This window comes from Candidatus Obscuribacterales bacterium (assembly GCA_036703605.1).
Taxonomy (GTDB): domain Bacteria; phylum Cyanobacteriota; class Cyanobacteriia; order RECH01; family RECH01; genus RECH01.
The window spans coordinates 1-21,873 of record DATNRH010001146.1 but is presented as its reverse complement, the minus strand read 5'-3'; the positions used below and the strand labels follow the sequence as shown (position 1 = coordinate 21,873).

Sequence of the window (21,873 nt, the reverse complement as noted above, 5' to 3'; positions counted from 1 at the left end):
TGCCCCCATTGACGATCGCCGTTACTCCTGCCGCTTGCGCCGCCTCATGCTGGGCCAACGCCCGCTCTGTAAAGCCACGATGATCGCTGATGTCGATATAATTCACCCGGTGATGAATGCAGGTTTGCAGCACCCGGCCATCGCGGTGGTGAAAGGGCCCCGCACAGTGAATCACCAAATCCACCGAAGCGATCGCTTGGTTGAGCGCCGATTGCTGATTCAGCTCCAGACGTTGATAGGCTAAGCGCTGGGGATGATCTGAGGACATGACTGCGCCCTGCCGCCCGGTCGCCATGATGATTGTATCGGTATGGGTGAGCAAATCTGCCACAATTGCTTGGCCAATGCGCCCTCGACCACCCAATACTAGTACACGCTTAGTCATGGTCTGTTTTACGTCCGACGGCTCCAGAATAAGGATGGTGAATGAGGTTGGTGCTCTTGGATATCCCCCATCTCACGGCAGGGGACAGGATCTATCCAGAACGCTTGAGGCGATCGCTGCTCCTGTGCTACAACTGTAGAACATATGAACTATATGACGGTGATTGAACCGATACCATCGATCCGATCACCCATCGAGCCGTTCATCTGTCGATTAGCATCCGAAGGGTTTCAGAATCGTTCAGAGTGTTTCAGGATGAGAAATTAGAGTCCCACATTGGCATTCCTCATGGGATCCATTGTCCAGCTATCCTGGGTCATCTGCAACCAACCTACATCTTTAATGTAGTTGTCTCTTTGGTGCTGCGTTGCTATTCTCTAGGTCAAGCGAATCGTGCCACAATCCTCCGTACTCAACGTTATGCAATCCCGCCCGGCGTTTAGCCAAGATACCCTGGCCAGCTCTCGCAAAACTCGGCGTGGATCATTGCCCGACCAGCGCTGGCGGATTGCTAAACCCCAGCCTGATCAAGTGGCTGATATTGCCCAAGGGCTAGGCTTACCCCCGTTGCTGGCCCAGGTTTTGGTCAATCGCGGCATCGAGTCCGTAGCGGCAGCTCACCATTTTGTGAACCCCGAGGTTGTGCAACTGCCCTCGCCCTTGGAGGAATTTCCTGACCTAGCCACCGCCCTAGACCTGTTGCTGGATGCGATCGCCCACCACCATAAGATTGCCATCTGCGGCGACTATGATGCTGACGGTATGACCAGCACGGCCCTGCTGCTGCGATCGCTGCGTTACTTAGGAGCCCAGGTAGACTATGCCATTCCCAGTCGCATGAGCGAAGGCTACGGCATTAATCGCCGCATCGTTGAAGACTTCCATGCCGACGGCGTGCGGATCATTTTGACGGTAGACAACGGCATCGCGGCTTATGACCCGATCGCCTATGCCCGTGAACTTGGGTTAGTGGTGATTATCACCGACCACCATGACCTTCCTCCCCAGCTCCCCCCAGCCAACGCCATCTTAAACCCCAAACTCCTCGACATCGCATCGCCCTACAGCGGTGTTGCTGGGGTCGGTGTCGCCTACATTCTTGCCGTATGTTTGGCCCAAGCCCTCCAGCAGACTAAGGATCTGACCACGCCGCTGCTGGAGTTGTTCACCTTGGGCACCATTGCCGACCTCGCTCCCCTCACCGGCGTTAATCGGCGCTGGGTGCGGCGGGGGTTGAAGCTTTTACCGCGCTCTCGCATCCTGGGCATTCAGGCCTTAATCCAAGTAGCGGGTTTGGCTAATGAAGACAAGGCCCTGAAGCCAGAAGCGATCGGATTCCGTCTGGGCCCTCGCATCAATGCCGTAGGGCGCATTGCCGATCCCCAGGTTGTGATTGAGCTGCTGACCACGGATGATCCTGGGCGGGCTCTGGAGCTGGCCATGGTGTGTGAACAAATTAACCAGCATCGGCAGCGCCTCTGTGAATTAATTGAACAAGAAGCGATCGCTTGGTGTGAGGCGACCCAGCCCGACCTGATGAATGATCGGGTTTTGGTGGTGGTGCAGCCTGGTTGGCACCATGGCGTGATTGGCATTGTCGCCTCCCGATTGGTGGAACGCTACGGCGTGCCGGTCTTCATCGGTACCTATGAGCAAGAAGATCAGCAACACATTCGCGGCTCGGCCCGAGGCATTCCAGAATTCAACGTGTTTAAAGCCCTCCAGTTTACAGAAACGGTGCTGGAGAAATATGGCGGACACCGGGCTGCGGGCGGTTTCTCTCTCAAGGCTGAACATCTTGATGAATTTCGGTTTCGCCTTAGTCTCTCCGCTAATCAGCAGTTGATGCCCCAGCATTTAAAACCCTTGGTGACTGTGGATGCCCAGGCTGACTTTCAAGACCTAAGTCTGCACCTTTGTGAGCAAATTGATCGCCTGCATCCTTGCGGCATGGAAAATCCTGATCCGGTGTTTTGGAGTGGCCCAGTGCGGGTGTTGGAGCAGCGGGTGATTGGGAAAAACCAGGATCACCTGAAGCTTACCCTGGGGCAGATTTCAGATGCCGCCGAAGAGGTGACCTTCAAGGCGATCGCTTGGCGTTGGGGCGAGTACTGTCCCCTGCCTAGCCCGATTGATATTGCTTACCGCCTCAAAATTAATGAATGGAATAACAGTCGCACCTTAGAGCTAGAGCTGATCGGCGTACGTCCCAATGCAGCTACCCCCCTGCCTGACCCGGTTGCCGAGCCCCCTGTTGACCATCCCATTGACGCTAGTTTCCAGCATTTACCTCCCCAGCGGGTTGAGTTTACCCATGGCGATCGCCCCTATGCCTGCAGTATCTCCATCACCCCTACTTCCCGAGAGCTGCGCATCCAAAATGCCCAGGGGCAGGTTTTAGCCCTCCAGCCAGAACAACGGCGAGGATTGTTGGGGCGATCGCGGGACGAAGCTATTGAAATTGATGTGGCCCAACCGTTTTACTTTCACCTGATCCGAGCTGCTCTCCAAGCTCTACAGCCGGCGACCCCGGTTGATATGACGACCCCAGCGGTGAATCCTCGGGAGGTGACCCCTGTCGATCCTACCGATGAGTTTGCAGCGCCAGAGTCTGAGCAAGATAGCGAGATGGCCGAGCTAGATGAGGCGATCGCCCTCACCTCTAGGGTGGATTGGGTAGACGATGGAGACGCATCGGTACCAAAGATGAACGATCCGGATGGGTCGGAGCATTTCACCACCGTTCTCAACCATGAACCAGACGATGATTGGGATGAGGTTGATGACGTCGATGAAGCGGTGGCTGCTCAAGCAACTGTTCTCAACCACGAGCTGGAGGACGATTGGGACGAGGTCGATGACGTCGATGAAGCAGCCCTTGCTCAAGAAATTGAAGCTCTTGCCAATGAAGGAGCAGCGGTCTCGGCTGGGCCGGTGGTGGCCGATCTCTATTTATCGGCTCAGATGGATGCCTCTGATGATGAGCCACCCCAAGACCTGGCCAGCATTCCTGGATTAATGACGGCAGCACAACTTCAGGCCCGACGTGCGAAGCAGCCGGCCCAACCCTATGCAAAAGAGACGGCAGCGCCAGGTCAGCCGACCGCTGCTGATTCTAGTTGCCCTCCGTCGGAGCTAGGCTTAACCTCAGAGTCAGAAGAGTCAGCCTATCAACCTTCTGACCCAATCCCCGTCCTTGCAAACGTTGCCGCAGATACCGAGCATCCAGCCGCTGCTTTGCCCTTGCTCACCGATCGGCATCTAGACTTACCCCCTGCCAGCTCGCCCTTAGACGAACTACAGACAGCATCCTCACTTTTCTCTGCCCCCCAGATGCGCAAGTGGTTCATGGCTCTGGTGGGCAAGTCCCGCTGGGAACGCTTACAGGCCCGTAGCCAGACCGATCTAGCCGCTGCCTATCGTAGCTATCAGGCTCAGTGGCTGGATGGGGGCGAGGCTGCAGACTATTCCGAGGCGGGCGATCGCTTCAGCCTGGCGGTGGATCGGGAGGTGATTCAACCTTTCTTCAAAGATCTGCGGGCGGCCCTCGTCGAGCAGGATCAGCCCCCTGAAGTGGCGGGTCTACGGTTGCTGGCGCGCAAAAAATATACGGCAACCGAGCTGCTGCCTCTGCTGGCAGACCACTGGCAAATCGCGGAAGATGCTGACCTGGATGATCCGAATCCTGGATCCCACCGGCTCAAAACTGTTCAAGCACCTCTGATTGCAGAAAGCGATCGCACCGTAATTCAAACCTTTTTGCGCACCTGGCAGCATCCCCTAGCCCCAGCGATGCAGCATCAGGAGACGGTGGATGCGATCGCCCACTTGGCTCAACTCTGCGATCGCGCTCAACAGGATGGGGTACTGTTCTATGCCTGGCAGTTTGACCAGCTCCATCAGTATCTCTGGGGCTCAGATCGCCAGCCTGGACTGTTCTGAAGCCATGAAAAAGCCCGGCGGTGAAACCGGGGAAATACTCAAACTGTTGTCAGTGGCTTTAACCTACCATGGCGATCGCTCTCTAGATAGTCGTGCAGACTACCAGGCGTGGTTATTTTCTTAGGCAGATAGGGGACTGAGCTCGCCCGCTTGCAGAACCAGGTTTTGCTCTTGAGCCCAGCGTTCGAGGTCTTGAAAGGCGCGATCGCGATAGGTACCGTAGCGTTCCTGCTTATTGCGGATGCGCTGGGGCAGCTCTGGCAAAATGCCAAAATTGGGCGGCATGGGCTGAAAGTGTTTCGGTGAAGCGCTGCTGATAAAGTCAATCAGGGCACCCATCATCGTCGTTTCTGGTACCTCTAGGGGCGATCGCCCTTGGACAACCCGCGCTGCATTGGTGCCCGCCAACCAGCCCCCGGCCGCTGCCGCCGTATAGCCTTCGGTACCCACCAATTGCCCGGCGGCCAACAGGGATGGCCGCGTTTTGAACTGCAGCGATCGGGTCAGAAGTTCTGGCGTATTAATAAACGTATTGCGGTGCATCACGCCCATGCGCACAAATTCCGCCGCCTCCAAGCCTGGGATCATGCGGAATACCCGCTTTTGTTCACCCCAGCGCAAATTCGTTTGAAAGCCAACCATATTCCAAAGTTGGCCAGCCTTGTCCTCCTGGCGAAGCTGTACCACTGCATAGGGACGTTTATCGCGATTATTGGGATCTCGAAAATCACCATGTCGCGCATCGAAGAGCCCCACCGGTTTCAGCGGCCCATAGCGCATGGTATCCTCACCGCGCCGCGCCATTTCCTCAATGGGTAAGCAGCCTTCAAAAAACTTAGCCGTCTCTCGTTCAAAAGCTTTTAATTCTGCCTGTTCTGCTTCACAGAGCGCCTGCCAAAAATTCAAATATTGCACCTGGGTCATCGGGCAATTGAGGTAGGCTGCCTCCCCGCGATCATAGCGGGATGCCAAGAAGGCAATGTCTTGATTAATCGACTCTCCCACCACAATGGGACTGGCGGCATCAAAAAAGCTCAAATACTCCATGCCCGTCAACCGGCGCAAATCATCCGCCAAGGCCTCACTGGTCAACGGCCCAGTCGTCAGCACCACAACAGCATCGGTGGGAATCGTCGAGACTTCTCCTCGCCGTAGTTCAATCAAGGGATGACGGCTGAGGGTTTCTGTCAGATCTTGGCTAAACACTGCCCGATCCACCGCCAAGGCTCCCCCAGCCGGGACCGCATGGTCATCCGCTTTACCAATGACCACCGACCCCAAGCGCCGCAATTCGGCATGGAGAAGTCCTGAGGCGCGATCGCTGGCCCGGGCCCCAAAGGAGTTACTGCACACCAGTTCGGCCAAATGCTCAGTGTGGTGGGCCGGACTAACCTGCTGCGGTCGCATTTCATGTAAAATCACGGGCACCCCTGCCTGGGCTACCTGCCAAGCCGCCTCTGTGCCGGCCAGGCCGCCGCCAATGACGTGAACCGGCTGTGTCGTTACGGTCATGCTGATTCCAAATGCGCTAGAACGAGTGAACAGTGCTTTCCCCATGCCTGCTGGGTTGCCCAAAACGGCATTGAACCAGAGGTGGGGCGATCGCCTCTAACCAGCCTAGCGGATTTTGAGAAGCGATCGCCAAGGATGACCGATCAAAACCTGCTCTCGTCAACCAACCAGGGGTGAGGTTAGATAGTATGTAAGCGCCTACGTGCAGGAGTGAAGCAGGTGAAATTAGGAGAGTGGATTGGGATACTGTGTCTAGCGATCGCCCTGGTGCTGCTATGGCAAATTCGCCAAATGCTGCTCTTGGTTTTCACGGCTGTGGTCTTAGCTACGGCTATTAATAGCCTTGTACGACGCATCCAAAAATTTGGCATCCGCCGAGGGCTAGCTATCCTCATCGCTATGATTGGATTAGCCTTGGTGGGTGGAATCTTTGTGCAGGTGATTGTTCCGCCCTTCACTGAACAGTTTCTCAGCCTTCTAGAACTCCTGCCCAAGGGATTTCAGCAAATTACCAACTGGCTAGATGGCATTATTCAGAATAATCCAGAACTTTTTGCAGAACAGCTTGAACTCTCCAGCATTTCCAACCTAGCCCAACAGATTCAGCCGCTTGTTCAGAATATTCTGAGTAACTTCTTTGCGCTGTTTTCCAACTCCCTAGCAGTGGTGTTCCAGCTCTTGGTCGTCATTGTGATTACCTTGATGCTTTTGGCCAACCCCCAGCCCTACCGACAAGCTGTCATCCAAGCTTTCCCATCCTTCTATCGCCGTCGTGTTGACACCATTCTCGTGGAATGTGAATCAGCCCTAGGCAATTGGTTTGGCGGCATTGTCATTAGCTCCGTCACCTTAGGGCTGCTCAGTGGATTGGGATTGCTGGTTCTTGGCATTCGCTTAGTTCTAGCCCATGCACTTCTAGCCGGCTTACTCAACTTCATTCCCAATATTGGCCCTACCCTCAGCCTCATCTTCCCGCTAACGATCGCCCTGATTGACGCACCTTGGAAGGCCATTCCCGTCATCATTCTCTATATCGTCATTCAGAATATTGAAAGCTACTGGCTAACGCCAACTGTCATGGCCAAGCAGGTTTCCCTATTGCCTGCCATGACCCTGATCGCCCAAATCTTTTTTGCCGCCACCTTTGGCTTTCTGGGGCTCTTGCTGGCCCTGCCTCTCACTGTTGTCGTCAAAGTCTTGATTGAAGAAGTGCTGATTCGCGATGTGATGGATCGATGGACGTCAGACCACTATCCCGAACCAGCGATCGCTACCCTTCCAGATTCGATCATGAACAATCGGGCTCCTGCTGGCGATGCTTCATCCTGGCTCAGCGTTGCGGCTACCCTCGACAGTGTTCCTGGGGCAACTGCCGAAGATGTTTATCCTCAAGCGATCGCCCCTGAATCACCTCTCACCAATGATCCACCTCCTCCATCCGACCCTTTTGAATCCGAATCTTTGTCGTGACTAAACTGCCTTGGCTAGCCCTTGGATTACTGTTGCTGGCTTATACCACCTTTAGCTGGTTCTTATATGCTGCCCACGTCACCTGGATAGCTTGGGTCGCCGTGCTAGCGTTTACCCTTGCGGAAGCCCTGTTGCTCACCACTTTTTCAAAAGGGGTGCGAACCCTCATCCGCTCGTGGCTTACGTCGGATGTTGGCTACTTCACCACCATTATCTGTGCAGCCTTTCTCGTGGTTATCGCACTCGTTTGGATACGGATATTTAGTTACGTGGTTATGGTGTTAGCCGCCGAGTTGCTGGCCCGGCTAGAGTTGCAGCAATGGCAGCAGAGCCGCTGGCGCTCCTTCGTTATTTTGTCGCTGGTCTCGTTTACGGGGTTAGGTCTGGGGCTAGGAATTGGATATCTGTTTCGCACATTATGATATTCTCCCGATTCTCACTCTAATGACCTGAGTTCGATCACGTTATGAGTCGAAAACTCAGCGTTGCTGAATCGATTATGAATTGCCCTCATCCCCAACCCTTCTCCCCAGGGAGAAGGGAGCTAAAATTCTTGTCCCCTCTCCTTGTGGTAGAAGGCTGGGGTGAGGGTAGATGTTGCGATTCATAATCGATTCAGCAACGCTGTATTCAGTAACGTCCACCAGAGTTTAGGGATGACTACCTACTGATCAGGCGTCAACTGCCAAAACCAAACCCGATCAGCTTCGAACACCAGTCGTGATGTATAGCCTTGGTCTTCCAGTCTTCGGACTAGCCGGCGCGATGGGCTAATGACAAATACATCGGGACGATCGCTTGGCAATACAGGAATTTGAGGCGATCGCACCAGTTGCAGGCGAGTCTCGGGTGGTAGATCATAACTTAGGGTGAGCATTCGACAGGCAAAGCAGGTGCTGAGTTCTGTCGAATCATCGCTGATCACCAGGGGGCGATCGCTTTGGCTCAGGGCCGCCACGATGCGATGATTGTGCTGATGCTTATCTGGGCTTTTTGTCCACCACAGCGTGGCTTGGCTGCTGATGCCGCAGGATACGATACCAGATGCCAAAACTCCCAGGGTGATGAGCTGCCAGCGGGCGCGGGTGCTTGTCTCAAGGCGTAGGCTGAGGGCATAGACGACCGCAAGCTGTAGTCCAATATAAACGGGTATCATGTAGCGAGCAGTGCCCGATCGCTGTCCCCCTAAGAGTAAATCAGGTAGGATCAGGATCAGGGCTGGAACAGCGGTGGTGACTAAGATAAATTGAGCGGTGAGGGGTGGGGCTTCGCGGGCAACGACGATGACCGCATAGACGATGAGTGCCACCATCGCCACCATTAAAAGGATGGCAGGAGAGGTCAAATAGCGATCGCCTAGGTTCAGATCCAGGAACTGGTTGATGGGGTACAGTAACCAGCGGAGAATCAGCCAATCTAAGGAAAACCGTTCATTCGCCCAAGCGGCCGTATTGCTCACCCGCTGGGCATGGTTGATCATCACCCATAGCCACGGGGCAAAGAGCAGAATGGCTGATGTTGTAGCGACTAAATACGATAGCAGCAGCGATCGCTTCCGCTTTTGCCACGTACGGATGCCAATGAAGACGCCATGGGCGATCGCCACCAGACCCGTCAGCAAAAAAGTGTAGAAACTCGTAGCCAGCAGCAGGGTATAGGTGCTCCAAGCTAGCCAGCGTCGTTGGGGAGGAACCGTGGCTTGGGTCAGACGCATGGCCCCCAGGAGAGCGGCTCCGCTGGCAATGGTCAGAGCTGTCCATAAACTGTATTGCCGAGCCTCTTGGGCATAGAGTACATGGAAGGGAGAGACAGCTACGCAGGCGATCGCTAGCCATCGAGGTGTGGAACTCTCAAATAACTCGCGCCCTAGCCAATAGAGAGCAGGAAAGGTGAGTAAGCTGAGCAGCGCCGAGAGCGATCGCACTGTAGCGGGACTAGCTCCCCATATCTGTATCCACAGTCGTCCGAGTAAAAAATAAAGGGGTGGATGTTGGGGGGACTCGCTCAGGGATTTTAAGGTATCTGTCCAGGTACGATCGGGACCCAGTTTCTGGAAGCTTTGCAAATCGGCAACGGTGATCACCTCACCGGTGTAGGTCTGGGTGATCAGTTCCTGCTCCCCATAGCCGGATATCCTCAGGGAGGTATAGGTTTCATCAATCCAGTACACCTTTTTGCCTAGGTTGCCAAACCGGAATAGGATACCGATCACCAATAGGGCGATCGCCCCCCACCGTAGCCATTGCTTTAAGGGTGCTATGGTCACCGGCGTGTCCACTCCCAGAGTTGTAGATGTTGCCCCTCATGCTTCATGGTTAGGCGTCCTAAGGATGCTAAATGGGCCTGAAAATCGGGTGATGGATCCACCACCCAAGCTGTCTCCTGCTCTATCGCCTCTAGGTTCATGCCACGGCTGGAAATAGGAGCTAAGGTGCGATCGCGTAACCGAGATGGGGTTATTTCTGCTAACTGATCGACGGAGGGGGGGAATAACTGTAGGGTGACCTCTGGCTTGAGTCGGTAGCTAAGGGCGATCGCTCTCACCGGTCTTGTATCACTGACGATCCGAGGAGCATCCTGAGCATTAATCACCTCAGCAATGGCCAAGTAATCGCGCACCTTGCCGCCATTGATCCAGGGCACGTCGGTTTGATAGACACCGACTAAACTTCCAGACACAGATCCCACCAAGAGCAAACTCCAGCCAAACCGCCCAAGGCTTCGCTGCCAACGCTGCTGGGTGTAGATACCCTGGGAAAATTGCAGAGCGATCGCCCATTGAATGCCCAGATAAGCAGGAATCATATAGCGCACCCGTGCCGACTGAGCACTGCCGGTGATCAGATCTGGTATTGCTAGCACCATAAAAGGTACGACTATCAAACTCAAGACCAACACCGTAGCGGGGGTGAGCGATCGCCGCCAGAGTTGGTAGACTACGGCTCCAATCAGCAGCACAAGGATGCCATTAGCCCAGGTGAGATCGGCGTTAAAAAACACCCGGTTAATCAATCGAGACAAGTCCTGCACGAGGTCGATCACCGAGCGATGGTTTTGGGCTTGCTGTACCGTACGCTGTAGACCCTCAAACCGGGTTATGATCACCCACAGCCAAGGGCTAAAGGCTAGCAGGGCTAGGGCGATCGCTTGTCCATAGCGCCAGAAAATAGCTCCGATGCGCCCTCCTTGGCTGGCTATCACGTAGATGCCTTGACTGAGTAACACCAGGCTAAACAAGAGATGGGTATATAGGCCCAAGATGGCTGTTAGGGCATAGATCCCCCACCTAGCCCGAGTGGACTGTTCCACGGCCCGCATCACGGCCCAATTAGACGCCACCATCAACAGCATCCACAGGCTATATTGCCGAGCTTCTTGGGCATAGAGCACATGCAGGGGAGACACCGCCATCAGGGCGATCGCCATCCAGGCTACCCGACTGCTCAAACACTGTCGTAGCCAGGCAAAGGCTAAGGGTAAGGTGGCTAAACTGAACACTACGGATAGGCTGCGTACGGTCGGCACAGGGCGATCGCTCCAGAGGCCCACCAGACGAGTCCAAACGCGATTTAGGACATAGTATAGGGGAGGATGCTCCGGATGATCGGTGAGCACCGCCCACACCGATCCCCAACCGGGACTGGCCTGGGGCTGCTGGTAGGCCTGTAGATCTTGGGCCTCTAGGACTTGTCCCTGGTACAGCTGATCGACGACCGTCACTTCAGAATAGCCGGAGATACGCAGGGCGGTGAGCACCTCGTCTCCCCAGAAAAATTCTTGCTCTAGAAATACAACTCGTAGCATGACCCCGATGAGTAGGAAGGCGATCGCCACCGTTCTCAGGCGAGGAAACAGGCGTTTTGCTAGACGATCCTGGATCTGTGGATCTTGCGTGAGAGTCATAGATGCAATAGAAAGAAATGGATGCAACTGAACTACGAGAGGAATGCTGCACAATCCATGCAGCTTCAGGCGATCGCTCCTAGCATCGTATTCCCATGAAGATCTCTGGCTTAGTTTGACTGGGCTCGAACCGTTCAACCCTGCCCTAGAGGTCAGACCGATCAGGAGCGATCGCTTTCCATCATCGTATAGCGAAGTTGGGTTGGGTTAAGGTTTGTGTCGCTCAAATCAGCCTGGGTGAGATCGGCCCGATCCAGCTTGGCGTCTTCTAGATTGGCCCCGCGCAGGCAGGCACCTCGAAAATTAGCGCCCCGCAGGTCTGCCCCCCGCAAATTGGCCTGGGTGAGGTCGGCCTGTTGGAACTGCGATCGCTGCAGCATGGCCCAGCGGAGGTCAGCCTGGACAAGATTAGCCTGTTGGAAATCGGCGTCTAAGGCATAGGCCCGTAAGAAATTGGCGGTGTTCAAGTTAGCCTGGCGAAAGATTGCCCCGTATAGAAAGGCGCTCACCAACTGGGTGCCGACTAGACTGGCATGGTCAAACACAGCCTGGTTCAAGTGGGCAGAGACTAAATAGGCATCCCGCAGATTAGCCCGGTTCAGGGTGGCTTGGTTCAGGTTTGCCCGTTCTAGGTGAGCGTCTTGCAGATCCACGCCGACTAAATTGGCATGGCTGACGTCGGCGTCGCGTAGGATCACGCCGCGCAGGTTGGCGCTAATCAAATTAGCATGGCTGAGATTGGCGTGGGAGAGCTGGGCATAGGATAGGTCTGCGCCGACGAACTCAGCTCCCTGCAAGCGGGTATGGCTAAGCTCCGATCGCGAGAGGTTGGCATGGCTGAGGTCGGCCCCTTGGAGATTGGCCGCCGTCAGCACCGTTTGACTTAAATCCGCTCCCCGAAAGTTGATGCGGCTCAGGTCAGTGTCTTTGAAATACACCCCGGCCAACCGCACCTCACTGAGGTCTAAGACTTGCCCAGGATGGTGCGATCGCCATGCGTGCCAGCGATCGGATCCCTGTTTCAAGAGTGCTAAATGGTCGTAGTTTGCCATACCTCCTCCATCCTATTCCTGACTGCCTGTGCCGTGATCGCGCCCTGGTGCATCTTCCAAGGAGGCGATCGCCGCCGCCGACCCTGCCAAAATATCCCGTTCTTCACCCCCCAAGTAGAGCCGCCCAAAGCTGCCCACAGCTCCCACCTGCAAAATGTTGATCAACGCTGCTTTCTCAGCTTGGTTGGCCGCTAGGGCCGCATAGGCCGCTGGCTGCACCTCTAGCACATAGAGCGTTTGTCCTGCCAAGATCATCTGTCCCCGCCGGTTGCGGTTAATCAACTGCGCTTGGTGGGCATCAATATTGCGGATAATCTGGCTAGACACAATCTTCGGACGCAAGCAATCTTGCTGGCGCACCCCGAGGGCTTCCAAGATCGCCTGCCCTGCGGCGCGGGTCTCCCCCTGATTGGTGGAATGCACTTCTAAGAGTCCGTACAGCCGTTCGACAAACTGCACCCCCGGCCGCACAGCCGCCGCCTTCAACGCCACGTCGGTGATGCGATTAATTTCTACGCCTGGCGAAATTTCAACCCACAGCGAGGCGTCCCCCGGCAGCGGCAAAAAACCTAGTGATACGGTGCCAATGTAGGCAGCGTGCTGTGCTTGTAAACTATCGAGATATACGTAGCTTCGCAGTTCTGCCCCCAAAATCCGTCTCTCCGTGCTGACAAGTGGTATCGTTACATCCAGTCGCGATGAAGGGGACATTCGGCTCGGCTCAACAAGCTGCCAGAACGCCCCGATTCCACCACGATGGTGCCCCCTGAGTGTACCGCGCTATGCCCTCGAAAACCTGAAGGATTCGGGCAGGCTCGCTAGAACTTGACCGGCTCACAAGAGCTGCTGCATCCGCCATACCGATCGCATGATGCGGATTTCGTTAAAGTCGTAATCCTCTCCCACCTGGTCGCGAATCGTCCGCAGGGCATCATCTCCCACCTGGGCGATCGCCCTCAAAATAGCCTGCTGCCGCTCGGGATCTACCAGTTGATCCACGTCGATCACTTCGCCCCATTCAATCAAGGTCGCTAGGTTGTCGTAGATAGTCCCCAACCGCAGGTCACATTCCAAAGCAATCTGGGCAGGAGCGATACCCTGCTGGTGTAGGTTCAGGATTTGGCGGCGGCGGGCGGAGAGCGGCGGCTTAGAGGTCGGTTCGTCTGCTACAGGTGTAGTGGTCTCGGCTAAGAGGCCATGCTCTTGGCAAAATTGGCGAATCGTCTCGGTGAAGCGCGGCCCATACTGGGTGAGTTTGTGGCTGCCGACGCCAGAAATTGAGGCGAATTCCTCCAAGGTGGTGGGTCGGCTTTGTACCATCAGTCGTAGACTGGAGTCGGCAAAAATCACGTAGGGCGGCACCGATTGCTCATTGGCGATGGTTTTCCGCAGCGATCGCAACAGATCCATCAACAGTTCACGGGTGGACGCGGCTTGGCTATCGTCGGCCACGCTGGAGCGCTGAGAACGCGTAGCAACCATCTGCACCGGTCGCTGCCCTCGCATCACCTCCCAACTGCGGGCATTCAGCCGCAATACCGAATAGCCATCGCTGGTTTCATCCAGCAGGCCCTGGTGTAAGAGCGATCGCCCTAGGTGTTTCCAGTCCTCGGCAGAGCGATCGCTGCCGATGCCGTAGGTGGACAACTTGTGATGCCCCCGCTGCTGGATCTTGCTCGATCGACTGCCCCGCAACACCTCGATGATGTAGTTCATGCCAAATCGTTCTTTGCACCGAGCAACGCAGGATAGGAACTTCTGAGCATCAACGGTGCGATCTTCAATGGGCTTAGGGTTCAGGCAGTTATCACACTGCTGGCAGTTGCCGCCGAAATCTTCCCCAAAGTAGCGCAGTTGAATCGTCCGCCGACATTCCAACCCCTCGGCATAGTCCAACACCTGACGGAGCTGCTGCCGGGCGATCATCTGCTCGGCTTCGTCAGGTTTTTGGTCAATTAAATAGTTAATCTTGCTAATATCGCCGGTGTTGAAGAACAGTAAACAGCGGGAGGGCTCCCCATCCCGACCGGCTCGCCCCGCTTCCTGGTAGTAGCCTTCTAGGTTCCGAGGCAGATTGTAATGCACCACCAAGCGCACATCGGGCTTATCAATACCCATACCAAAGGCCACCGTGGCCACCATCACCTGCACATCATCCCGGATGAACCGGGTTTGATTTTCCGTGCGTACGCGATCGCTTAAGCCTGCGTGGTAGGGCAGGGCGACAATGCCGTCTTGCTGGAGGCGATCGGCGGTTTCATCCACTAGCTTGCGGCTGAAGCAATAGACAATGCAGGAACCATGGCGATGACTGCGAATTTCCCGCAGCAGATCGGCATAGGCGTTGCGCTCCTTGGGCCGCACTTCGTAGTACAGGTTCGGTCGGTTAAAGCTAGCGACGTAAACATCTGGCTGGCGCAGGGCAAGCTGCACTACAATGTCTTGCTGCACGCGGCGAGTGGCGGTGGCGGTGAGGGCAAGGAGCGGCACCGTTGGGTAGCGCTGCCGGATCTGGCTGAGCTGCCGATATTCTGGACGAAAGTCATGCCCCCATTCCGAAACGCAGTGGGCCTCATCAATGGCGATCGCCACCAGCCCCAAGGCATCATGGAGGCGATCGAGAAACGGCAGGAAGCGATCGTTCAGCAACCGCTCTGGAGCCACGTAGAGCAACTTAATCTCGCCCCGGAGAAGCTGGGCCGTGCGCTGCTGGACGTGCTCATTGGACAGACTGCTGTTGAGAAACGTTGCTGGAATGCCGTTATCGTTCAGGGTTTCCACCTGATCCTGCATCAAGGCAATCAACGGTGATACCACCACCATCAGCCCCGGCTTGAGCAGCGCCGGCAACTGATAGCACAACGACTTCCCGCCCCCCGTAGGCATAATCACCAGCAGATCTTGTCCCCGCAGGGCTGTTTCGACAATATGTCGCTGGCCTGGCCGGAAGCGATCGTAGCCAAAGTAATGCTTAAGAGCCTGCTCCAGGGAGTCAAACGCTGGGGTTGTTGATGCTAGGGCTGAATGCAGAGTCATGTCCAGTCTATGTCAGTGCGCTATCCAATATCCCCCACTGTACGAACATTTGTCTTCCCATCGCTAGAGGGAGGTTACCGATTTGCAGCGATCGCCATAAAAAAACCGCCTCTGGGTATCGATCGCTGGAGATCGATGCTAGAGGCGGTTTAGATAACTCGATGTTGGCTGAACGATGGGGCTAAGCGCCTCGCCGTAGGGCCGCTTCCACGCGCTTGAACTCTAGCTCTAAACGATCTTGGAGCTTGGCTGGAACGGGGCGATTGGGGTAGGAGCTGTAGTGACCGGCTAGGGCATTGAGAGCCGTTTGCATAGTGGTGAAGGAGCTGAGGCGGGTGTAGCTGCCGTTGCGGCGATAGCGAGCTGAAAAGTCATTGATCATTTGCCGCGCGTCAGCTTGGACTCCTGCCTTTTCGGGGGTGCCTTCTGGCATTTCAATGGCTGTTCGCAGGGTGTCAATCAGGCTGAGGGTATCTTGGCGATAGTCGCCGCTCAGCCCGCCGGGCGATGCTGCACAGCCCATAGCTACTGTACAGACCAACAATAGTGCAAAAATTCGAGATAAAATCCTTTTCATAATGCCTCAATCATCATGGTTTAACAGAACGAAAACGTATCAGTGGCTTGGCGATCGCCCTTGGGCATCTCATCCCCACAACGTTCAAACTTGAGTCTCATATCATCCTATCTTGACACGGTGTAGCCCTGCGTGAGCCCTAGGGATGAAAGGGCGATCGCTGCCTTGATGGATTAAGACTTAGGGGTTTTGAAAGGCGTGCGCTTCTTTTTCATGCGCTTCTCCCGCTCATACTCCAATTCCTTCAGCTTCTTCATAATGCGGCTGAAGTATTCTTTGAGATAATCTTCCAAGGTGCCAGTTTCACTGCGATCAAGCCCAAAGACCTCGTAGGTTTCATCCATAGAGGCGTCTAGGGGCTTACCCGAGGCAATTACTTCTGTAAAGGCTAAGCGATCGGCGACGTTCCACGTCCATTCAAAGAAGAGGGCTACCCGTCGAATGCTTCTCAGCAGACCAATAGGCATTCGGGTAACCTTAGCCTCTTGCCCCGACATGCGCTCGCAGACGCGAATAATTTCGTAGGCACTCCAGGCCCGGTTGCCCACCACGGGAAAAACGCGGTTTTCGGTTTCGGGAACTTGCAGGGCGCGTACCGCAAACCGAGCAATATCCTGGGTGTCCATATAGGCAATGGGAGACGTGTTCCCCATCACCCACACCGCCTGTTTCTCTAGGATGGGAATGGCATACTGGCTAATCAAGCCTTGGAAAAAGCCGCATAGCCGTAAGACGGTGTAGGGAACGCCCGACTCTTGCAAAAACTGTTCTGTGCAGTGCTTGATTTGCATCAATGGCACGTCGGGATGGTCTTCGACACCTAGAATGGAGAAGAAGATAAATCGCTCGACGTTGGCGGCTTTGGCTGCCTGGATTAGAGCAACCTTGCCGTCCCAATCAACTGCCTTAATGGGCACCGAATCGGTGGCGCGTGAGGTAGAGGCATCAATCACGGCCGTCACCCCTTCAAAGGCTGCAGGCAGGGTCTCAGGGAGGGTGAGGTCGCCTAGGGCTAACTCCGCTCCCCACTCTTTGAGAAACGATGCTTTGCGGGCACTGCGAACCAGGCAGCGAACCTGAAATCCCTCATCTAGGGCGCGACGGGTGACCTGCCTTCCCAACGTACCTGTGGCACCGACAATCAGTAAAGTCATGAGGGATTTAATCTCAATTGCAAAACATTAACTTTTTATAAGATGTTATCAGAAAGTGGTTAGCCTTTTCTCATATAGCTAGTGTTGCCAGGATAGAAATCCTGTGTAGATCCTGTGAAGACTTAAAGAGCCGCAGATCACCGTTGGATCTGATCGGACTATATATAGGTGTAATGCTTGCCAGGCAAGGATTCTAGTTGATAGAGAGCCAAGGCAGGGACTTGCATATTCAAGCCCCTCGCCGTTGAATTACTCTTCGCCACCCTGCAGCTTGAGCAGCAAAAACCCCATGGCTAGGCCGACGAGGATCAAGGTAAACGACAGAAATGCAGCATTATAAAATTCGCTACTCATCTAAACTATGTCTCCCTAACGTCATGATGAAGAATCAGGCTCAACAGCGATCGCTTCTAGACATCATCGTGGGCTTATCAAAAGCCGCGATCGCCCCTCGGTTGCCCTAGGACTTGGGGCTGTCTAGGATCGATGTTGAACATCCGCCTAGAGTATTCTAAGGCAGTTTGGGTCTGCGCTCCATCCGGAATCCTCCCAGTCGTTGGGGGAATGATTACCCCCTGTTTCCGCTCATTGTTTAGTAATGTAACGTTATGGTGTTATCCCGTCCGCAATCGGATTTCGATCCATCATCGGATTTGGCTGATCAGGCAAGGCTGCCTCGGCTGGCGATCGCCCTCGGAGATCCAGCGGGCATTGGCCCTGAAGTGGTGATGCGATCGCTCTATCAGCGTCCCGAGGATGCCGTGCCGGTGACGGTGGTCGGTAGCCGGGCGGTACTGGTGAAGACCTACGATCGCTTACAGGATCTGGGAGTGCCTGTGGTGGAACCGGATGCGGTGCCGTTGATCGATGTGGGTATAGCCTCAGCCGATCTGCGGGCCGTACGCTGGGGGGTGGGCAATGCAGCTAGTGGCGAAGCGAGCTTTCAGTTTTTGTCGGAGGCGATCGATCAAACTTTGGCAGGGCAGTTTGATGGCGTGGTGACAGCTCCCATTGCCAAGTCGGCCTGGCTAGCGGCGGGCCATGCCTATCCTGGACAAACGGAACTCTTAGCAGAGCGGGCTGGGGTATCGCGGTTTGGCATGATGTTTGTAGCGCGATCGCCCCTCACCGGTTGGATGCTGCGATCGCTCTTGGCCACCACTCATATCCCGCTGGCCGCTGTGCCCCAAACCTTAACGCCAGCCTTAATGACTCTGAAGCTAGAGCTGTTGATGGATTGCCTGCACCATGACGTTGGTCTGCCGCAGCCGCGCATCGCCATCGCCGGACTCAATCCCCACAGCGGCGAACAGGGACAGTTGGGCCGCGAAGAGGTGGATTGGCTTCAGGGGTGGCTGGACGACCAGCGCCAGCGCTTTCCCCAGGCCCAGCTCGATGGCCTGACGCCCCCCGATACCCTTTGGGTGAAGCCGGGGCAGGCTTGGTTTGGCACTCGTCCGGTGGAAGCCCACGATGCCTACCTGGCGCTGTACCACGATCAAGGGCTGATTCCTGTGAAATTAATGGCCTTCGATCGCGCCGTGAATACCACCATCGGCTTACCCTTTGTGCGCACCTCTCCCGACCACGGGACGGCGTTTGATATTGCCGGTCAGGGGAAGGCAGATGCCACCAGTTTTCTGGCCGCGCTCCAGCTTGGGGAAGACCTGGCCCGCCAGCGCGTGAAGCCTCCCAGTTCCAACGCTCTGTAGCCCCTTCCGTAGACCATCCTGCCCAGCCCTCCTGCGTAGGTAAACCAATGTAAGGTTTTGCCGCGATCGCTCTCGTTGATCGTGGTTTTTCGTTAAATTGGATACGTAGGCTACAGTTGTCGCTCATAGCGGGAGGTTAAAATAATGGGTTTCGATGATACTAAAGTCCGTGAAGCATTGGAGCGCTTGCTGTATCCAGAGTATGCTTGTGAACCGCAGAGAAATGCCCTGCAGCGGCTAACTCACCTTTGTCGGCTGTGGGTGCAGCGGCTGCGCCATGATGCCAGTGAGCCAGTCATTTGGACGTATAGAACGTCGTCGGGCGAAACGTTGTGGAATGCCTACGATCCAAGTAGCGGCTGGTCAATTTTTGGTGTTCCGCAGTTTCAGGTGTGGGCCTGGCTGGCGGAACGGTATCGTCGTCGTCCCACCCATCCTTCTTAAGACACGGGGATTTGCAGGTATGCTGACGGCACCTCGATGAAACTTTAGTGAGTCAAAGCTTTCTGCTATGAGCATTAGTGCCCTTGAACAGGTTGGTTCAGGGGCATTGTTATTGGAGCCTTTGGGGAGGATGGCTTGGGAAACTTCTAGATACTTGGACAAGTCTCTGCTCTAAGACCTGACCAATAGGGGTGATAGGTGAATCTAAAGCGCGATCGCTTGTTGAACAGCGCGAGAGGTCAGGCAAGGGCATGCATCGCCAGAATCCTAGGCAAGAGAGACGTCCTGATGATAGGGGCGATCGTCTGCAAATAGGAACGGAGGCGTAGTTTATACAGGCGAATCTGAATGCGATCGCATAGGCATATGGATACTCGATGGTGGCGATGGGTGGCTGGTGGTATGGCAGTGGCTCAGATCGTGGCTGGTCTTGGTCTACCCCAAGCCAGTATGGCTATGGACGGATGGGTGGCGCAGCAGATCTCTAGCCCAACGCGCTATGTCTTAGGAGCGGGCGATCGCCTCAATGTTGAATTTTTCAATATTCCTGAATATACCGATCAATACCAAGTTCTGTCTGACGGTACGCTGCATTTGCCCCAGGCAGGAACGATCGCTGTGGAAGGCTTAACTCTGGAGCAAGCCACTCAGGCGATCACGGCGCGCTATGCCCAAGTTCTGCGCCGTCCTATTATTAGCCTCAATTTGCTTCAGGCGCGACCCGTGACCGTAGCGATCGCGGGTGAAATTAGCCGTCCTGGTTCCTACACCTTGGCTGCCGCCAGTCCTGATAGCCCCTCAACGCTCACCCAGGTGCTTCAGGAAGCTGGAGGGGTGACCCAGTCGGCAGATGTGCGCCGGATTCAGATTCGCCGGGTGAGCGATCGCACCCTGGGCACCGAGGTGGTGACGATTAATCTATGGGACTTGATCCAAGCTGGAGATATCCGCCAAGATCTGACCCTGCGGGATGGCGACTCGATTGTGATCCCCACCGCAACGACCGTGAACCCCGAGGAATCTCGGCGGCTGGCGGCGGCCAATTTTGCAGCGGATGCCACCCAGCCGATTCAGGTAGCGGTGGTGGGTGAGGTGAACCGCCCCGGGCCCCATACCCTGCGGCTGAATACCAATCTCACCAGCAGTAATGATGGACTGGAGGCCTTGACAGTGAGTCAAGCGATTCGGGTGGCGGGCGGCATTACCCAACTGGCCGATATTCGCGATATTCAAGTGCGGCGGGTCACCCACACCGGTCAAGAACAGGTGATCCCGGTGGATTTTTGGGAGTTGCTGATGGCGGGAAACCTACAGCAAGATTTGCCGCTGCAAAATGGTGACACGATTGTGGTGCCCACGGCTACAGCGCTAACGTCGGCGGAACTGGCGGAACTGGCGTCAGCTAGCTTTGCGGCGGATTCCATGACGGTCTATGTGGTGGGCGAGGTGGGTGCTCCGGGGGCGATCGCCCTTCCTCCCAGCACCTCTCTCAACCAGGCGATCCTAGCGGCGGGTGGGTTTAACAACCGCGCTCGGCGCAGTCGGGTGGAACTGGTACGTCTGAATCCCGATGGCACTATTCTGCAAGAGAGCATTGATGTCGATTTGTCGGAAACCCTGAATGCGGCTGACAATCCATCTCTGCGCCCCGGCGATACGGTGCTGGTGGGGCGATCGGGGCTAGCCAGCTTCAGCGATACTCTGGGGCTACTCCTGTCGCCTGTCACCGGTGTGGCTAGTCTGCTGCGCTTACTAGGACTCTGATAGCTTGCAGGTTGAATCTTGCCAGAACGTGGGTTCGATGAAGGTATAGCGCTCGAAGATTTTACCGTTCAGGTCTTGACGCGATTGCCTAGGCGTTGACCCATGATGAGATGCTGTATTAACCTTCTATACATGAATCCATAGATAAATAGTTCATAAATAAATAGTTAAGGATTGTCGGGACATGTTTGCTGTCCTGTGCTGTGAGTTAGCTTATATTGTATTGAAGACGTGACAGACTAAATGTCAGGTACTTTGGGAATGCTTTGTGACAGTTTCTATCAGGTTCTGTCGTGTGATAGTGGTGCTTTAAGCAACTTCTAGAGAAGAGTTGCCATATAGTCTAGAGATGGGCGATCGCAGGATATGTCATGGTGTCCGTAGTAGGTAACGTTTGTGTCTACTACTATGCGGGTTGCGACCATCGGGGTGTGTAGACCTAGGGCATAGCCCTTCCTCTCAGCATCATTCTTCTGCATCATGCCCATACCTTGGAAACGATCCCGGCTGACCTTGACCCCTCAGGCTCGGTCTGTGCCACTAAGAGTTTTGTTGGTTGTACCCTTTGTGGTACAGGTTTTTGGCACGGTTGGTTTAGTAGGATGGCTGTCGCTGCGCAATGGTCAACAAGCTGTTGAGCAGGTGACTGCCAGTTTACGCACGGAAATTAGCGATCGCATTGATCAGCAGCTACAGCGCTTCCTCGATGTTCCCCTCGTAGTTAACCAAGTCAATGCCAATGCCATTTTGATGGGGTATGTGGATTTGGATGATCCGGCCAGCCTCTCGCAGCATTTCTGGAATCACCACGATCTATTTCCATCCCTAGAGGTCTCTGCCATGTATGTGGGCAGGATCAATGGTGAGTTTACCGGCCTGGGGTTTCAGGCTAATCAACAATGGGAGGTGGGGCGATCGGGGG

At 55.2% G+C, this 21,873-nt stretch carries 17 protein-coding genes; 8 read left to right on the top strand and 9 right to left on the bottom strand.

Features of this window, described 5'->3' with window-relative positions; genetic code table 11:
- On the bottom strand, nt 1–385 hold a 385-nt coding region (locus V6D20_23745; GenBank protein HEY9818794.1), incomplete at its 3' end, for a saccharopine dehydrogenase NADP-binding domain-containing protein.
- A 420-nt stretch (nt 386–805) separates the two neighbouring features.
- Between V6D20_23745 and recJ the strand changes: the two genes are divergently transcribed.
- Complete coding sequence (recJ, locus tag V6D20_23740; GenBank protein ID HEY9818793.1) at nt 806–4,327, top strand: single-stranded-DNA-specific exonuclease RecJ; 3,522 nt, start codon at nt 806–808, stop codon at nt 4,325–4,327.
- 120 nt (nt 4,328–4,447) lie between these two features.
- Here the strand turns inward: recJ and trmFO are convergent, their stop codons facing one another.
- On the bottom strand, nt 4,448–5,839 hold the full coding sequence (trmFO, locus tag V6D20_23735) for an FADH(2)-oxidizing methylenetetrahydrofolate--tRNA-(uracil(54)-C(5))-methyltransferase TrmFO (GenBank protein HEY9818792.1): 1,392 nt from the start codon (nt 5,837–5,839) through the stop codon (nt 4,448–4,450).
- Nucleotides 5,840–6,058: 219 nt separating this feature from the next.
- Here trmFO and V6D20_23730 point away from each other — a divergent pair, with 219 nt between their 5' ends.
- Together V6D20_23730 and V6D20_23725 are read left to right on the top strand one after the other, a co-directional pair.
- Nucleotides 6,059–7,309 (top strand): AI-2E family transporter, encoded by a 1,251-nt coding sequence (locus tag V6D20_23730; GenBank protein ID HEY9818791.1) that lies wholly within the window; start codon nt 6,059–6,061, stop codon nt 7,307–7,309.
- Nucleotides 7,306–7,731: a hypothetical protein gene (locus V6D20_23725; GenBank protein HEY9818790.1), complete on the top strand. Its 426-nt coding sequence runs from the start codon at nt 7,306–7,308 to the stop codon at nt 7,729–7,731. Before V6D20_23730 ends, V6D20_23725 begins: the two co-directional genes overlap by 4 nt.
- Nucleotides 7,732–7,973: 242 nt before the next feature.
- On the opposite strand, the gene V6D20_23720 is transcribed toward V6D20_23725, so the two are convergent.
- From V6D20_23720 to V6D20_23690, 7 genes are all read right to left on the bottom strand, one after another.
- Nucleotides 7,974–9,575 (bottom strand): glycosyltransferase family 39 protein, encoded by a 1,602-nt coding sequence (locus tag V6D20_23720; GenBank protein HEY9818789.1) that lies wholly within the window; start codon nt 9,573–9,575, stop codon nt 7,974–7,976.
- On the bottom strand, nt 9,572–11,212 hold the full coding sequence (locus V6D20_23715; GenBank protein ID HEY9818788.1) for a glycosyltransferase family 39 protein: 1,641 nt from the start codon (nt 11,210–11,212) through the stop codon (nt 9,572–9,574). Before V6D20_23715 ends, V6D20_23720 begins: the two co-directional genes overlap by 4 nt.
- A 161-nt stretch (nt 11,213–11,373) precedes the next feature.
- A complete protein-coding gene (locus V6D20_23710) occupies nt 11,374–12,264 on the bottom strand; it encodes a pentapeptide repeat-containing protein (protein HEY9818787.1) in 891 nt (296 codons plus the stop codon).
- A 12-nt stretch (nt 12,265–12,276) separates the two neighbouring features.
- Nucleotides 12,277–12,975 carry a hypothetical protein gene (locus tag V6D20_23705; GenBank protein ID HEY9818786.1) on the bottom strand — a complete coding sequence of 233 codons (699 nt, stop codon included), beginning with the start codon at nt 12,973–12,975 and terminating at the stop codon, nt 12,277–12,279.
- 123 nt (nt 12,976–13,098) lie between these two features.
- Nucleotides 13,099–15,300, bottom strand: a complete 2,202-nt coding sequence (recQ, locus tag V6D20_23700) for a DNA helicase RecQ (GenBank protein HEY9818785.1) — start codon at nt 15,298–15,300, stop codon at nt 13,099–13,101.
- Between the two features lie 181 nt (nt 15,301–15,481).
- Nucleotides 15,482–15,877 (bottom strand): photosystem II protein Psb27, encoded by a 396-nt coding sequence (gene psb27 / locus V6D20_23695; protein ID HEY9818784.1) that lies wholly within the window; start codon nt 15,875–15,877, stop codon nt 15,482–15,484.
- A gap of 173 nt (nt 15,878–16,050) precedes the next feature.
- Nucleotides 16,051–17,031: an SDR family oxidoreductase gene (locus V6D20_23690; protein ID HEY9818783.1), complete on the bottom strand. Its 981-nt coding sequence runs from the start codon at nt 17,029–17,031 to the stop codon at nt 16,051–16,053.
- A 326-nt stretch (nt 17,032–17,357) separates the two neighbouring features.
- On the opposite strand from V6D20_23690, the gene V6D20_23685 reads away from it, so the two are divergent.
- The 5 genes from V6D20_23685 to V6D20_23665 all read left to right on the top strand — a co-directional run.
- Complete coding sequence (locus tag V6D20_23685) at nt 17,358–17,495, top strand: hypothetical protein (GenBank protein HEY9818782.1); 138 nt, start codon at nt 17,358–17,360, stop codon at nt 17,493–17,495.
- Between the two features lie 144 nt (nt 17,496–17,639).
- Nucleotides 17,640–18,743: a 4-hydroxythreonine-4-phosphate dehydrogenase PdxA gene (pdxA, locus tag V6D20_23680; GenBank protein ID HEY9818781.1), complete on the top strand. Its 1,104-nt coding sequence runs from the start codon at nt 17,640–17,642 to the stop codon at nt 18,741–18,743.
- Nucleotides 18,744–18,887: 144 nt separating this feature from the next.
- Nucleotides 18,888–19,187: a hypothetical protein gene (locus tag V6D20_23675; GenBank protein ID HEY9818780.1), complete on the top strand. Its 300-nt coding sequence runs from the start codon at nt 18,888–18,890 to the stop codon at nt 19,185–19,187.
- A 402-nt stretch (nt 19,188–19,589) separates the two neighbouring features.
- The gene (locus V6D20_23670) at nt 19,590–20,951 is read left to right on the top strand and encodes an SLBB domain-containing protein (GenBank protein HEY9818779.1); all 1,362 of its coding nucleotides are present in this window, start codon (nt 19,590–19,592) and stop codon (nt 20,949–20,951) included.
- A 549-nt stretch (nt 20,952–21,500) separates the two neighbouring features.
- Nucleotides 21,501–21,873: hypothetical protein (locus V6D20_23665; protein ID HEY9818778.1), on the top strand; the 373-nt coding region annotated here is incomplete at its 3' end.

Bases quoted from the DNA above. Each gene is read 5' to 3' on its own strand.
- recJ (HEY9818793.1), top strand. From the start codon at position 806: ATGCAATCCCGCCCGGCGTTTAGCCAAGATACCCTGGCCAGCTCTCGC.
- trmFO (HEY9818792.1), bottom strand. From the start codon at position 5,839: ATGACCGTAACGACACAGCCGGTTCACGTCATTGGCGGCGGCCTGGCC.
- V6D20_23715 (HEY9818788.1), bottom strand. From the start codon at position 11,212: ATGACTCTCACGCAAGATCCACAGATCCAGGATCGTCTAGCAAAACGC.
- V6D20_23710 (HEY9818787.1), bottom strand. From the start codon at position 12,264: ATGGCAAACTACGACCATTTAGCACTCTTGAAACAGGGATCCGATCGC.
- V6D20_23705 (HEY9818786.1), bottom strand. From the start codon at position 12,975: ATGTCCCCTTCATCGCGACTGGATGTAACGATACCACTTGTCAGCACG.
- recQ (HEY9818785.1), bottom strand. From the start codon at position 15,300: ATGACTCTGCATTCAGCCCTAGCATCAACAACCCCAGCGTTTGACTCC.
- psb27 (HEY9818784.1), bottom strand. From the start codon at position 15,877: ATGAAAAGGATTTTATCTCGAATTTTTGCACTATTGTTGGTCTGTACA.
- V6D20_23690 (HEY9818783.1), bottom strand. From the start codon at position 17,031: ATGACTTTACTGATTGTCGGTGCCACAGGTACGTTGGGAAGGCAGGTC.
- V6D20_23685 (HEY9818782.1), top strand. From the start codon at position 17,358: ATGCAGCATTATAAAATTCGCTACTCATCTAAACTATGTCTCCCTAAC.
- pdxA (HEY9818781.1), top strand. From the start codon at position 17,640: ATGGTGTTATCCCGTCCGCAATCGGATTTCGATCCATCATCGGATTTG.
- V6D20_23675 (HEY9818780.1), top strand. From the start codon at position 18,888: ATGGGTTTCGATGATACTAAAGTCCGTGAAGCATTGGAGCGCTTGCTG.
- V6D20_23670 (HEY9818779.1), top strand. From the start codon at position 19,590: ATGGCAGTGGCTCAGATCGTGGCTGGTCTTGGTCTACCCCAAGCCAGT.